The organism is Tardiphaga sp. P4_G1, assembly GCF_056401215.1.
Genome location: NZ_JBFUJU010000010.1, coordinates 65,399 through 79,343 on the forward strand (window position 1 = coordinate 65,399; position 13,945 = coordinate 79,343).

11 protein-coding genes and 1 tRNA gene are annotated in these 13,945 nt (G+C 62.6%); 6 read left to right on the plus strand and 6 right to left on the minus strand.

Annotation, left to right across the window (positions count from 1 at the left end; genetic code table 11):
• Positions 1-36: 36 nt before the first annotated feature.
• Complete coding sequence (locus AC1DUY_RS22980) at positions 37-2,304, plus strand: TonB-dependent siderophore receptor (protein ID WP_478117361.1); 2,268 nt, start codon at positions 37-39, stop codon at positions 2,302-2,304.
• Between the two features lie 31 nt (positions 2,305-2,335).
• Here AC1DUY_RS22980 and AC1DUY_RS22985 read toward each other — a convergent pair whose 3' ends face one another.
• Positions 2,336-2,869: a disulfide bond formation protein B gene (locus AC1DUY_RS22985; protein ID WP_478117363.1), complete on the minus strand. Its 534-nt coding sequence runs from the start codon at positions 2,867-2,869 to the stop codon at positions 2,336-2,338.
• 177 nt (positions 2,870-3,046) lie between these two features.
• On the opposite strand from AC1DUY_RS22985, the gene AC1DUY_RS22990 reads away from it, so the two are divergent.
• Positions 3,047-3,131 (plus strand) — tRNA-Leu (locus tag AC1DUY_RS22990).
• A gap of 85 nt (positions 3,132-3,216) precedes the next feature.
• Here the strand turns inward: AC1DUY_RS22990 and AC1DUY_RS22995 are convergent.
• Positions 3,217-4,434, minus strand: a complete 1,218-nt coding sequence (locus tag AC1DUY_RS22995; RefSeq protein WP_478117365.1) for an MFS transporter — start codon at positions 4,432-4,434, stop codon at positions 3,217-3,219.
• Between the two features lie 307 nt (positions 4,435-4,741).
• Here AC1DUY_RS22995 and AC1DUY_RS23000 point away from each other — a divergent pair, with 307 nt between their 5' ends.
• From AC1DUY_RS23000 to AC1DUY_RS23010, 3 genes are all read left to right on the plus strand, one after another.
• Positions 4,742-5,968: a hypothetical protein gene (locus tag AC1DUY_RS23000; RefSeq protein WP_478117367.1), complete on the plus strand. Its 1,227-nt coding sequence runs from the start codon at positions 4,742-4,744 to the stop codon at positions 5,966-5,968.
• Positions 5,969-6,143: 175 nt separating this feature from the next.
• The gene (locus tag AC1DUY_RS23005) at positions 6,144-7,058 is read left to right on the plus strand and encodes an alpha/beta fold hydrolase (protein ID WP_478117369.1); all 915 of its coding nucleotides are present in this window, start codon (positions 6,144-6,146) and stop codon (positions 7,056-7,058) included.
• Between the two features lie 98 nt (positions 7,059-7,156).
• Positions 7,157-8,170, plus strand: a complete 1,014-nt coding sequence (locus tag AC1DUY_RS23010) for an LLM class flavin-dependent oxidoreductase (protein ID WP_093757434.1) — start codon at positions 7,157-7,159, stop codon at positions 8,168-8,170.
• Between the two features lie 6 nt (positions 8,171-8,176).
• Here the strand turns inward: AC1DUY_RS23010 and AC1DUY_RS23015 are convergent, their stop codons facing one another.
• The 4 genes from AC1DUY_RS23015 to AC1DUY_RS23030 form a co-directional block, all read right to left on the minus strand.
• A complete protein-coding gene (locus AC1DUY_RS23015; RefSeq protein WP_439078496.1) occupies positions 8,177-9,538 on the minus strand; it encodes a carbohydrate porin in 1,362 nt (453 codons plus the stop codon).
• Positions 9,539-9,543: 5 nt separating this feature from the next.
• Positions 9,544-10,575 carry a transporter gene (locus AC1DUY_RS23020; protein ID WP_478117373.1) on the minus strand — a complete coding sequence of 344 codons (1,032 nt, stop codon included), beginning with the start codon at positions 10,573-10,575 and terminating at the stop codon, positions 9,544-9,546.
• 239 nt (positions 10,576-10,814) lie between these two features.
• The gene (locus tag AC1DUY_RS23025; RefSeq protein WP_115032796.1) at positions 10,815-11,588 is read right to left on the minus strand and encodes an acetoacetate decarboxylase; all 774 of its coding nucleotides are present in this window, start codon (positions 11,586-11,588) and stop codon (positions 10,815-10,817) included.
• A 36-nt stretch (positions 11,589-11,624) separates the two neighbouring features.
• Complete coding sequence (locus tag AC1DUY_RS23030; RefSeq protein ID WP_093757438.1) at positions 11,625-12,407, minus strand: 3-hydroxybutyrate dehydrogenase; 783 nt, start codon at positions 12,405-12,407, stop codon at positions 11,625-11,627.
• A 205-nt stretch (positions 12,408-12,612) separates the two neighbouring features.
• Here AC1DUY_RS23030 and AC1DUY_RS23035 point away from each other — a divergent pair, with 205 nt between their 5' ends.
• Positions 12,613-13,773: a patatin-like phospholipase family protein gene (locus AC1DUY_RS23035; protein ID WP_478117376.1), complete on the plus strand. Its 1,161-nt coding sequence runs from the start codon at positions 12,613-12,615 to the stop codon at positions 13,771-13,773.
• The last annotated feature ends 172 nt before the right edge of the window (positions 13,774-13,945 follow it).

Consider the following 13,945-nt stretch of genomic DNA (forward strand, 5'->3'; position numbering starts at 1 on the left):
TCAAGCTGGCGTGACCAGCATCATCGAGGCGTTGAAATGAAATTGAGAACAAGAAAATCGACGAAGCAGACTGCACTGCTTTGCACCGTCAGTGTGATGGCATTGGCGACGGATCTTCCGCGTGACGCATTCGCGCAGGCCAGCCTACCGCCAGTCACGGTGGATGCTCCGCAGCCGCAACGCGCGCGCAGCACGACAGCAACGAGATCGCAGACATCGGCCCGCGCAACACGGCGCACACGCGCGACGACGCCGCAGATTGCACCCGCGCAATCGGCCAATCAGCGCATCTATAGCGCCGACAACAACAGCTATGTCGCAGGTCAGGCCAGTTCGGCGTCGAAGACGAATACGCCGCTGATCGATACGCCGCGTTCGGTGAGCGTCATCGACCGCAAGGAACTCGATGATCGCGGCGTCACCAGCATCCCGGAGGCGGTTCGTTACACAGCCGGCGTCACCACCGGCGGCTTCGGCTACGATCCGCGTTTCGATCAGATCTATGTCCGCGGCTTCTCGACGACGACGCTCGGCGACTTTCGCGACGGGCTGAAGCAGTTCGCCGCCGGCTTTACCACATTCCGGACCGAACCCTATCAGCTCAACAGCATCGAGGTGATCAAGGGCCCGGCTGCCGTGCTCTATGGGCAGTCCGTCCCCGGCGGCCTCGTCGATCGCCGATCGAAATTCCCGGTCGAGAATCAGGTCAACGAGATTTCACTGCAGGGCGGCACCTATGGCCGCATGCAGACGGCGTTCGACATCGGCGGCGCCAATTCCGACAAGTCGCTGCTGTATCGCCTGGTGGGCCTCGGCCGCGCCGGCGAGACCAATTACGATATCGCCGACGAGCGGCTGATGCTGGCGCCATCGATCACCTGGCGACCGAGCATCGACACCACGCTGACCGCCTATGCCATCTTGCAGAAGGACGAAACCGACGCCAGCGTCGCCATGCTCAATCGCGACGGCCAGCTGGTGAACGTCAACGGCGCGACCATCAAGCTGCGATCGAGCGATCCGAAATACGACTATCTGCGGCAGCAGCAGGCGCAGGTCGGCTACAAGCTCGAGCACCGCTTCGACGACGTCTTCACGTTCCGCCAGCACACGCGGTTCGGCGTGCTGCATGCGGAATCGCGCTATGTCAGCGGCAGCTTCGCGACGCCAACATCGACCGTCTATGACCGCGGTGCCGTAGCCGTCGGCGATGACCAGACGAGCTGGCAAACCGACAATGCGCTGCAGGCCGACTTCGCCACCGGCCCGGTCGTCCACCGCACACTGTTCGGCGTGAATTACGATCACAATACCTGGGACTTCAAGCTCGGCCTGGGCGCGGTGAATCCCGGCTATGCGCTCAACATCTTGAATCCTGTCTACGGCATTGCCGGGTCAACCCCGGGTTATACGTCCGGTTCGCGTTCGACGCAGGAACAGGTCGGCGTCTATCTGCAGGACCAGATGCGACTCGGCAACTGGCACCTGTCGGTCAGCGGCCGTCAGGACTGGACCGATCGCACGCAAATCAATTCCTATACGGGCGCCGTCACAGGCGCGCGCAACGACAACGCGTTCTCCTACAGCGCCGGCCTGCTCTATCACTTCGAGAACGGCATCGCGCCCTATGTGAGCTATGCGACCTCATTCCAGCCGGAGACCTCACTCGGCCTCGACGGCATCGTGCTGGCGCCATCCGAAGGCGAACAGATCGAAGGCGGCGTGAAGTATCAGCCACGGCCCGACGTGCTGCTCACGGCGTCGATCTACGACCTCAAGGAGAAGAACGCCGCCAAGCTCGCCGGCTATGTCAACGGCATCGCCTATTACGCCTCGGTCGGCGAGATCCGCGTGCAGGGCTTCGAATTCGAGGCACGCGCACGACTCACGCCGGAGCTCGAAACGGTGACGGCCTACACCTATTCCGACGCAGAAATCACCAGGAGCTCGATCGCGTCGGAACTCGGCAAGACCCCTGCGGTGACGCCGAAGCACACCGCATCGAGCTGGATGAACTACACCTTCCTGAACGGTTCGCTTGAAGGCCTCGGTCTCGGTGCCGGTGTCCGCTATATCGACGCGACCTGGACGTCGAACGACAACACCTCACGCAACAACGGCTATACGCTGTTCGATCTGGCCGCGCGTTACGATTTCGCCCAGCTTGGACCGAAGTTTGCGGGCTATCAGGCGTCGATCAACGCCAACAACGTCGCCGACGAGCAGGTCGCGGTCTGCAATTCCGGCTACTGCTATTTGAGCCAGGGACGCACGGTGATCGGCACGCTGCGCTATCGCTGGTAGCGGTGCCTCAGCAGGCAGGGCCGGCGGCGGATCAGCGCCGTGCGGTCTTGCCCGCGCCCCACAGTGCGATCGCCACCATCAACAGCGAGATCAGCACATTGTAGCCGGCCAGCGACAGGCCCAGAAAGCGCCACTGCACCTCGTCGCAGCGAATCACCTTCACGGTGTCGAGGCGCTCCAGCAGGCTGCCGGCCTTGCCGAGATCGACCACCGGACCCGAACAGTCCGTCGGACCCTGCCAGAATGTCCATTCGACGCCGGCGTGATAACCGCCGAGCACCGCATTGGCGAGCGCCGCCAGCGCCAGCACAATGAGGCCGGTCGCAACCAAGCCGCGTGGCGCGTCCCTGGCGGCCGCAATCGCCACCAGCACCGCCAGCGGAATCGCGAGATAATAGGCATAGCGCTGTTCGAGGCAGAGCGGGCACGGCCGGATATCCAGCACCAGCTGGAAGAACCAGGCCCCCGCCAGCGTCGCCAGTGCGATCAGGCCCACCGCCAGCGCGGCGACCAGCGCCGGGTTCGACGAAACGGGCGTGGAGGTGTGTGCGGTCTGGGCAGTCACGATGCTCTCCGGAGTGGCTGCTGCGTCCTATCCCGGGGCACACACCCTGTCGAGGCGGCCCCGATCACACTGGAGTGTGCGCGGCGGCCCTATCGGCCAAACCGCAGGTTGACCCGCCGCCCGCGCCCGCTATATTCCGCCCGCTTCGCGCCCCCGGTCTCCGGCCGGCGTCCGAGGGCCCCTGTGGCGGAATTGGTAGACGCGCTCGACTCAAAATCGAGTTCCGCAAGGAGTGCTGGTTCGATTCCGGCCAGGGGCACCAACAGGTCATCAGCAATAATCCGTTGACGACGGGCTATATTTCCGAAAAGCGCGTTACCCGCAAATGACGACTGGAAGATCTGTCCTCACGCCGGCAGAGGTGCGGGCTCCGCTTTCGCGACCGGCATCGGCCTAAATGTCATGGCGATCAGGAAAGCGCCGAGCCCCATGATCCAGGAGCCGATATAGAGCCAAGCGTAGCTGGCGAACGAGTCGTAGATCAAACCTCCGGCGAGAGGTCCAGTCGCCATGCCAAGGCTGCCGGCCATGGCCGTTCCGCCGATCACCGTGCCCATCATCCGCAGCGGAAAGTTTTCGCGTGCGAGAACGGCGTAGAGCGGCATGGTGCCGGCGTAGATGAAGCCAAAGACCGCCGCCACGGTGTAGAACCCGCCGAGCTCACGCACGAAGACAAAACCGAGCGCCCCGAACGCCTGGGCGAGCAAGCCAAGGACCAGTACACGCTTGGCGCCAAAACGGTCGCCGAGCAGGCCGAAGGCGATACGGCCGCCCATCCCTGCCAGACCCTCGACGCTATAAATCGTGACCGCAGCGACAAGCGGTATGCCGCAGCTGATCGCGTAGCTCACAGTATGGATGATCGGCCCAGAATGCGTGGCACAGCAGAAGAAATTCGTCAGCAGCAGGATGATGAACTGTGGCGAGCGTAGCGCCTGCGCGCGCGACATCTCTGCTTGCACCGGCTCGGCGGATGGAGCGGAAGGCGCGCCCTCCAGCGCCGGCGCGCGGCGCACCAGCAGCGAGACTGGAATCATGATCGCGGCCACGACGAGGGCCACGATCTGCATCGAGGTGCGCCAATCGTGGTTCGAAACGAGCCAGGCCGCCAGCGGCGACATGGTCATGGGCGCCATGCCCATCCCCGCCGAAACCAGCGAGACGGCCAGGCTGCGATGCGTATCGAACCAGCCGGTGACCGTCGCCATCATCGGCGCAAAGATCGCAGCGGTGGCGCCGCCGACCATCAGCCCGAAGACAAATTGAAATACGACCAGAGATGTCGCGAGGCTCGCCAGCACCAGGCTTGACGTGAGCACGACCGACCCGGTCAACACCACCGGGAGTGGCCCCAATCGGTCTGACAAGGTACCCCAGATCATGCTGGTGACAGCCATCGCGAGGAAGCCAATTGTCATGGCGCTGGATATACCGGTGACCGACCAGCCGGTATCCCGCGCGATCGGCTGCAGGAACACCGGCAACGAAAACATGCCGCCGATCGCGACGCAGCCCAGAAGGCCGCCCGCGGCGACGATTACCCAGCGATAGTGAGAATCGGTCATTCCTGGTCTCCACTTCAGCGCTCTCTGAGTGGAAGACGCACGAGACGGGTCCGAGCCGACAGGCCGACGGCCGTCGCAGCTCACGTTTTTGCGAGCGCGTACAGTTGTCCGTTGCCGCGATGACAGTGATCTTGCGGGCCAGCGGACCCCTTCGGTTGATCGCTGACGAGAACATCTCTTGTCGATCGGCGGTTTATTAAGTCTAACAGGCCCAGACTGCCCCGAGGCGTCACTGGGGCTTCAAGCGTGCGAGATCGAAATGCCCGGCCTGAGCAGACGAGCCATCCTGAGGGGAGGCGCGGCATCGATGATGCTGCGCTCCGATCCATTGGCTGCCCTGCCGCTTCCCGGCCCGTCCGATACCTTCACCGACAGCGTCGGCGTCAATGTGCATATCAGCAGCGAGCCATATGCGAGTCATTTCGACCGGTTTCACGAGCTGCTCGCGGCATCAGGCATTCGCCATCTGCGCGACGAGTTGCGACCTAGCAACGATCTCGATCGCTGGCGCGCGCTGAACAAGCGCGCGAACGTCCTGTTCAATGTTGTGGTGTCGCCGGCGACCAACACCGTGCCGGAGATGATGAGCTATCTCGCCGCACTGGGCATCGAGCGCGTCTCGGCGATAGAGGGCCAGAACGAGGGCAACAGCGACTGGTTTCTGTCGCTGCCGCTGGCGAAGCCGGACTGGAGCAATGTCGTCGTGAACTATCAGCGCGAGGTGCACGCTGCGCTGCGCGCGCGATATGCGGCGGCGGAGTTGCCGCTGCTGTCGCCCAGCGTCATCAACTGGAAGCCCGCCGACGTGGCGCTGCTGCGCCCGGCCGCGCAGTTCAGCGATGCCGTCGCGATCCATTCCTATGTACAAAAGGCGCAAGAGCCGGAAACAACCAACGACTACGCCGCCGTGTCCTGGTATCTGCACAATATGCGCGACGCGTTCAAACCCGGCGCGCCCGCGCTGGCAACCGAATGCGGCTACTGCAATGTCGTGAAGCCCGGCACGTCCGGCGTTTCGGAGACAGCGGCGGCACTCTATCTGCCGCGGCTACTGCTCAACAACTTCCGCCTCGGCATTCTCCGGACATTTCTCTACGAATTTTTCGATGGCGGTACCGATCCCAACGACGGAGAACATCATTGGGGCCTCGTCCGCAATGACGGCTCGCCGAAGCCTGGCTACCATGCGATCCGGAATCTCTTGTCCACACTGAAAGGCGCACGCCGCGCCAAAAACGATCCGGCGCTACGCGTGGCATCCACGGCACCGGACCTGCGGCACATCGCGTTTCAGGATGCGCAGGGACAACCGCTGCTTGCGGTATGGCGCGCGGTGCGCTGCTGGAATGTGGAGAAGGCTGAAGACATCCCGGTGCCCACGGAGCCGATCGACATCGCCGTCGATGGCCCTGCTGCTTCGCTCTCCTTCAACCGTCCGAATGACGACTCCGAGTGGCGCCACGCACCGGTGACCGACGGGCACGCGACGATCCCGCTGGACGGGCGCGTGGCGATCGTCCGGCGTTCCAGCTGATCTGGTATGACCTGCTGTGGCTTGAACCGCCCCGCCGCGCTTTGTATCCTGAAACTGCGTACGAACTGACGGTGAGCAGCAAAGTCTTTCAGACAAGGTCTTTTAGACTCTGCGGTCCGGCCAAGCATGCGACAGCTTCGCCTTCTGCTCCAAAATATAACGGATTCTCCCCCATATGGACTATGCGCCTTCCGCTCCGGCTCTTGCGGCCGAGACGCACGCTTTTCAGGTTCTGCTCGAAGACGGCGCCACAGCCAGCATACGCGTTTATGGAACGGGTCCACGGATCATCTGCAGCCATGGCAATGGCCTCGCCATCGATGCTTTTCAAAGCTTCTGGCGCCTCTTCACGGATGACTATGAGACCGTGGTGTTCGACTTCCGTCATCACGGCCGGAGCAGTCCGTATCGCCAGCCCATCCCGCATGTCTGGCCGCAGCTCATCCGCGACTATGAGGCGATCATGCAAGGGATCACGCGCGAACTCGGCCCGGCGCCGAGCCTCGGCGCATTTCATTCGATGAGCGCACTGACGACCCTGCTGCATGCCGCCGAATACGAGACGCCGTGGATCGGCTTCGTCGGCTTCGAGCCGCCGGCGACGCCGCCAGCGAGTTATCCCGAGTTCCAGAGTTTCCGCACGGAAAATGACAGACTCGCCGGACGCGCTGCGCAGCGTCGCACCACCTTTCCGAATGTGCAGGAGCTATTCGAGTCCTATCGCCGCAGCTCGGCATTTGCCGGCGTCGACGATGCCGGACTGCAGGCACTCGCCGCATCCACGCTGCGCTGGAACGACGACAAGCAGCTCTATGAACTCGCCTGCGCCAGGGAATTCGAGGCCAGCATCTTCACCATGCAGGATCTCCCGGGCGCCTGGGAGCGGATGTGCAGCGTCAGGCTGCCGGTGCAGCTCGTCGCCGGTGAACCAAAGACGAGAACTAGCCCGTTCGTCGACATGGAGCGTGCCTTCGCGCGCGATGGCGGCTTTACCTTCACCACCGTGCCTGACGCCTCGCATTTCATGCAGATGGAAAAGCCGGCCGAATGCGCCGCAATCGTCCGCGCCTTCCACGCCGGCCTGACCTGACCGCTCGGGAGTAACGCCGGGCTGCCATGCCGGCCGCGCAACCGGCTGGCAATCCGCCCCAGCCATGCCCACATGGCAAGGGCAATGGGAGCCCCGTCATGACCGCACTTTCGATCCTCGACCTCGTCCGCGTTACCCAGGACACCGATGCGCGCGGCGCGCTCGATAATTCCCGGGATCTCGCCGGCCATGCGGAGAAATGGGGCTATCAGCGCTTCTGGGTTGCCGAACATCACAACATGATTGGCATCGCCAGCGCCGCAACCTCGGTGGTGATCGGCCATATCGCGGCGGGGACCAAGACCATTCGCGTCGGTGCCGGCGGGATCATGCTGCCGAACCATGCCCCCATCGTCATCGCCGAACAGTTCGGCACACTGGCGCGGCTGTTTCCCGGCCGCATCGATCTCGGCCTCGGCCGCGCTCCCGGCACCGACCAGATGACCATGCGGGCGCTGCGCCGCTCGCTGCAGAATTCAGACAATTTCCCGCAGGACATCCAGGAGCTGCAGGCCTATTTCGCTCCGGCCGGCCCGAACCAGCGCCTGCAGGCGGTGCCTGCCGCGGGCACCGACGTGCCGCTATGGATCCTCGGCTCCTCGACCTATGGCGCGCAGCTCGCCGCAGCGCTCGGCCTGCCCTACGCTTTCGCCTCGCATTTTGCGCCCGACCAGTTGCTGCAGGCCCTGCAGATCTATCACCAGCACTTCGAACCATCCGAACAGTCGACGAAGCCGCATGCGATGGTCGGCGTCAACATCATCGCCGCCGACACCGATGCCGAGGCCAAGCGGTTGTGGACCACGCAGCAGATGTCGTTCACCAACATGTTCCGCGGCACCCGCGGGCTAAGCGCGCCGCCGATCGACGATATCGAGACCTACTGGGCGCCAGCCGAGAAGATGCAGGCCATGGGCATGCTGCGGCGCTCTATCATCGGCTCGAAGGAGACGGTTCGCGCTGGCATCGCCGCGCTGGTCGAGGAGACCGGCGCGGATGAGTTGATGATCGTCTCGGACGTCTACGACCACGCCACGCGGCTCAAGTCCTATGAGATGATCGCCGAGGCGGCTGCGGGTCTCACCAAGACACCGGCTGAAGCGACCGGCTGAAACGTTTCAGAAATTGATGGTGGTGCGGACGCCGAACACCGCGGCGTCCTTGATGCGCTTTGTCTGCGTGGCATCGTTGGGATCGACGGCGCCGCCGGCGGGATGCATCACATATTGAAACACCGGCTGCACCGCGACACCCGGCGCGACCGCAGCGAGATAGGTTACTTCCAGCACGGCTTCGAAATCGCGGATGGGCGATTGAATTCCGGTGAAAAGCTGCACATCACGATCAAGCCCGCGTGCGCCATCCGAAATGCGCGCATAGGTCATGGCGATTCCGAACCTGTCATCCGGCCGCTCGGCGGAGAAGCCTGATACCTGGATGCCGCCATCGAGATAGAAGCTGATCAGATTGCGATCCGACGGGCTGATCGACGTGCGTGCAAAGAAGCCGATGCCCTTGTCCGGGCCGAGAGCGCTGAAGGCGAGTCGCTGCTCATAGACCGCAAAAATTCCGCGATTGCCGCGTCGCATCAGCGGCTCGCCGGTGCCGGCCGGATCGGCCTGCGACAGGCCCTGTGCAGTCCAGCGCTCGTCATCGAATTCAGCGAGATGCACCCAGCCGCCGCCGGTGATTGACCCCGGCAGCTCAGACGGCCCGAGCTTGTAGCTGTATTTCAGCTGCCCGATGATCCACGGCGGATCGTTGACGCGAAATGCGAGACCATGCGCGTTGGCAATTTGCGGATCATTCGGGCCGGGCGCAGCCGCACTACCATTGAACACCGCCAGATAGGCCGTGAACGCATCCGACAGACTGGCCTTGAAACGAACGCCCGGCACGGCGAGTGGCGGCGAGGGTCCGCCCGCCGGCAGGATCACGCCGGTAATGCCGGGCCAGCCCAGCGCCGAATTGACGAAGATATCGTCATACTTGCTGTCGATGAATTCGATATCGGATGGCTGCTGACCGACCTTCACCAGCAGTCTGCCGCCGAACAGCGCCTGTTCGATCCAGAATTCATAGAGCCGCGTCGCCGGCAGCGCTTCGATGCCGCTCACCAGCATCAGATTGCCGATATAGTCGCGCGACAGGCCAGGTCCGTGGATCTGATAGACATTGGCGTGAAAGGTCGCGCCGCTCCAGCCCACCGCCTTGTCGAGATCGACATCCACGCCAAAATCGAACCGTCCCTCATAGACCGCGCCGCGCCGGATGCCGCCGGACGCATTGCCGAGCGCCTCGCCGATGTAAGTGGCTGACAGCGCCACACCCCATTCGGCGAGCCGGTCATTGATCGGCTTCAGGCCATTATCGCGCCAATCGCCGGCATGCGCCGATGACAGCGAGATCGTGCCACAGGCGACAAGGCCGGCGACCGCCGTCATCGCACGGACCATCCAGCACGAAAACACACCAACCATGATAGCTACCTGATGATCTTGAGGCGCTTCATCACGGCATAGGCCGATGCTGACGAAATCAATATCAGTGCGCCCGCCCAGAGAAATCCGGTTTCGACATCGGTCAGCGGCAGTCCCTTGGTGTTCATACCGAAGATGCCGGTGACGAGCGTCGGCGGCAGCAGAAGCGCGGTAAGCACTGAAAGAACGCGAAGGCTTTCATTGCCGCGTTCCTCGATCTGTAGATGCAGCTCTTCTTGCAACAGCCGGCTGCGTTCGCGCATCTCGACGACGTTGTGATCCAGCCCGTCGAGCCGCTGCGCCAGCTTGCCGGCACGCAGTTGCAGAGACGCTTTCAACTCACGCTGACCTTTGGCCTCAAGCCGCTGAAACACGATCCGCAGCCCGGACAGCTGCCGATGCAGCCGCACGCAGGTCCGGCGCAGACGACCGAGTTTCTGCAGCATGTCGCGCGAATCGCCGGAGACCACCTGCTCCTCGATCGCGTCGAGCGATATCGCCAGACTGTCGGCGACGCCGTCCATGGTGTCGGCAACATTCTCCACGATCGTCTCAAGCAGCGCGGCCATGCTGTCGACCCGCTGGCCCTGCTCAAGCGAACGGCGCGTCGCATCAACGGCGCACAGCGCATGATGCCGACCACTGATCAACAAGCGTTCGGTCATCACGAAGCGCAGATAGCCGGTGTCTTCGGTCGCCTCGTCGATATCGCGCAACAGGTCCGAGATCACGCCATAGATACTGTCATCGGTGGCATGGAGCTGCTGATAGGTGTCCTTGGACAGCAGCAAGGCACGGGCCTGCTCCGGCGCATGCAATGGGATCTGCGCCAGCCATTGCAGCGCGCGCGCGTCAGTCAGGTTGAAATGCAGCCAGAGCAGCCCGCCGTGGACGAGATCGATGCCGGCATCGACCGGCAATGGCTCCGGCTTGCCGTCGGAATGGATGCGGAAGGCCCAGACCAGACCCGGAATCGGATCGGACACGCCTGGTATGGACGTCACCTCTGCAGATGTGACCGGCACTTCAAGCTGCATCGGACACCCACCGTTTTTCACGCCACGCAATACGCATGCGCCACCAAAAAAATAAAATATCTGCCTGCGGCTCTCCGACTGTGTCAGTCCGCCGCAGGCACTTAATGACACCCTTGTTACAGGGATATGTCAGCCGAGATGAGATGATGATCCGATTAGAAAAATTCGGATCATCATCTCATCTCTTCTTTTGAGCATGATCTTTCGGAAAACCGGTTTCCACTTTTCCGGATCATGCTCTATTCAGCGGCTTCGGCGAGTGTATCGCTCTGCTTGTTGTAGTCATGGACGACACGGCCATAGGGCAAAGTCAGGTCGGCCAGGAAATGATGCGCACCGATCACGCGGCGCACCGGAAAGTCGGCGACCGGCGCGTTGACATGCGGGATCAGATGCAGACGGCCGGGGCCGAACCATGAGCCCTTCACGGTGATATCAGTCAGGTTGATCGCCACCAGCTGACAGACTTCCGCGCTGCCATCGACGCCGGGGATCAGCTTCAGATTGATCTGGGTCTTGGACAGCGTGGCGAGCGTCGCTTCGCCATTGCCGGCCATGGCGCCGTGCTTGTAGGCCATCGTGCCCATGGCCACCTGCTGCCCGGCATATTCCAGCGTGCCGGTCAGCGTATCCTTGACCACTTCGAGCTTCGGATGCGCGTATTTCTTCGGAAAGCCCCAGATCTCGCGGCCGGCGGCGATCGGCGGATCATCGTCCAGATACATCTGCGAGACGAAGTTGACGTCCTCGCCCTTGAAGCGTGCGGGGATCACCAGACCAGTTTCGGTATAGCTGCCGAAGCCGGATGAGTCCGGCATCTTGATCCATTCATAGTGGACGATCGGCTGCTCGATCGGCTCGAGTGGCTCGGGCAGACCCATCCGGATCAGGTCCGGATCGGTCTCATAGGTGATGACGAGGAATTCGCGATTGATGAAGCGATAGGGACCGGCGGGATAGCTCGGGCCGGCCATCGGCATCGACGGCAAACGGAGGATGTCTTCCTGGCGCATCGAAAACTCCTTGGGTGTGAAGTCGCTGGTTTAAACTCAGTGCGCGGTCCACCCGCCATCGACCGGCAGCGTGATGCCGGTGATCGAACGGGCATGGTCGGTGCAGAGGAAATTGACGACCGAGGACAGTTCTTCGACGGTCACAAAACGCTTGGTCGGCTGGGCCGCCAGCAGCACGTCCGAGATCACCTGCTGCTCCGTAATGCCGCGCGCCTTGGCCTGCTCAGGAATCTGCTTCTCGACCAGCGGTGTCATCACATAGCCCGGGCATACTGCATTCACGGTGATGCCGTGTTCGGCGACTTCCAGCGCCGCCGTCTTGGTCAGGCCGGCGATGCCGTGCTTGGCCGCCACATAGGCCGACTTGAACGGCGAGGCGACCAGCGCATGGGCCGAGGCAATGTTGACGATACGGCCCCAGGATTTCGCCTTCATGTGGGGAATGGCGAGACGCGTGGTGTGAAACGCACTCGACAGGTTGATCGCCACGATCGCGTCCCACTTCTCCACCGGGAATTCCTCGAGCGGCGCGACATATTGAATGCCGGCATTGTTGACCAGGATATCGACGCCGCCGAATTCCTGTTCCGCCTGCGCCATCATCGCCGCGATGTCATTGCCGTCGGCCATGTTGGCGCCGCTATAGAGCACCCGGACCTGATGGCTGTCGGCGATCTCGCTGCGGATCGCCTCGATCTCATTGGCGTCGCCGAAGCCGTTGAGCACGATATTGACGCCGCTGGCCGCGAGGCCGCGCGCGATGCCAAGGCCGATGCCGCTGGTGGAGCCGGTGATGATGGCGGACTTTCCAGACAGCATGGGCGCAACCCTTCGTAAGCAAACGTTAATATCTGCTTCTTTGCTAGCGATCCTGTTTGACGGCGGTATGAGGAATTTCCTTCAGCCGCGTGACGCGCTTCATGGACTGAAGCGCAATGATCGAATTTGCTATTTGTCACAACGCCGTCACTGCTCATCTGAATTCTGCCGCCAACATCATGTGATCGTTGAGGAGAACACCCAGATGGACGCGCGGACACCCGATTCAGACATGACGACCGAGACCGGCTGGCGCCCCGACCGCTGCGATCGTGTAGCACTGGTGCTGCAGGGCGGCGGCGCCCTCGGCGCCTATCAGGCCGGGGTGTATCAGGCGCTACATGAGCAAGGCATGGAGCCGGACTGGGTGTGCGGCGTATCGATCGGCGCGATCAATTCGGCGATCATCGCCGGCAATCCACCGGAAGACCGGCTGGAGAAGCTGCAGATCTTCTGGGACCGCATCACCGCCCGCAAGGTCTGGCACTACACACCGGACGGCGACGTCTATCGCAAGGCCCGCAATCTTGCGAGCTCGTTCATGACCACGACTCTCGGCCAGCCCGGCTTCTTCAAGCCGCACGAGGTCAATCCGTGGTTCAGCCCGGCCGGTGCGAAGACGGCGACAAGCTATTACGACACCTCGCCGCTGCGCGACACCCTGCTCGAACTGGTCGACTTCGATCTCATCAACTCGCGCAAGACCCACTTCGCCGTCGGCGCGGTCAACGTCATCACCGGCAACTTCCTGTATTTCGACAACAAGAAGGAAGTGATTGCGCCCGAACACGTGATGGCATCAGGCGCACTACCACCAGCTTTGCCGATGGTGAAGATCGGCACCGATCATTTCTGGGATGGCGGCATCGTCTCCAACACGCCGCTGCAGCACCTGCTCGACCAGGAAGACAGGATGAACTCGCTGGTGTTCCAGGTCGACCTGTTCAGCGCCCGTGGCGTGCTGCCCCGGGATATCCAGGAGGTCCTGGCCCGGCACAAGGACATCGTCTATTCGTCCCGCACCCGCCACAACACAGACATCTACCGGCGCATGAACAATCTGAAGTCGGAGCTCTACAAGGTCTTGCAGCGCATTCCCGACGACCAGCTCAGCGACGAGGAACGCGCACGGCGTGACAGCCTGTCGGATCTGCCGGAGATCACCATCCTGCAGATGATCTATCAGCAGAAGGCCTATGAGGGTGATTCCAAGGACCACGAGTTCTCGGCCACGTCGATGCGCGAGCACTGGCAGAGCGGCCTCGACGATACCCGTCGCACCCTGAAGCGCCGCGACTGGCTGGCGCTGCCGGAGCAAGGCAAGGGCATCGTGGTGCACGACGTGCATCGCGAGAGCAGTTCGTAGACGGCAATACCCTCCCGTCATTCCGGGATTCGCCGTAGCCGGCTTTAGCCGGCGGAGGAGAAGACCCGGAATCCCGAAGTGTTCATCCCATGTCGGGATTCCGGGTTCGCGTCCGGCAAGTGCCGGCCGCGCCCCGGAATGACGATACTGGTCGAAATCAAAAAGCCCGCGC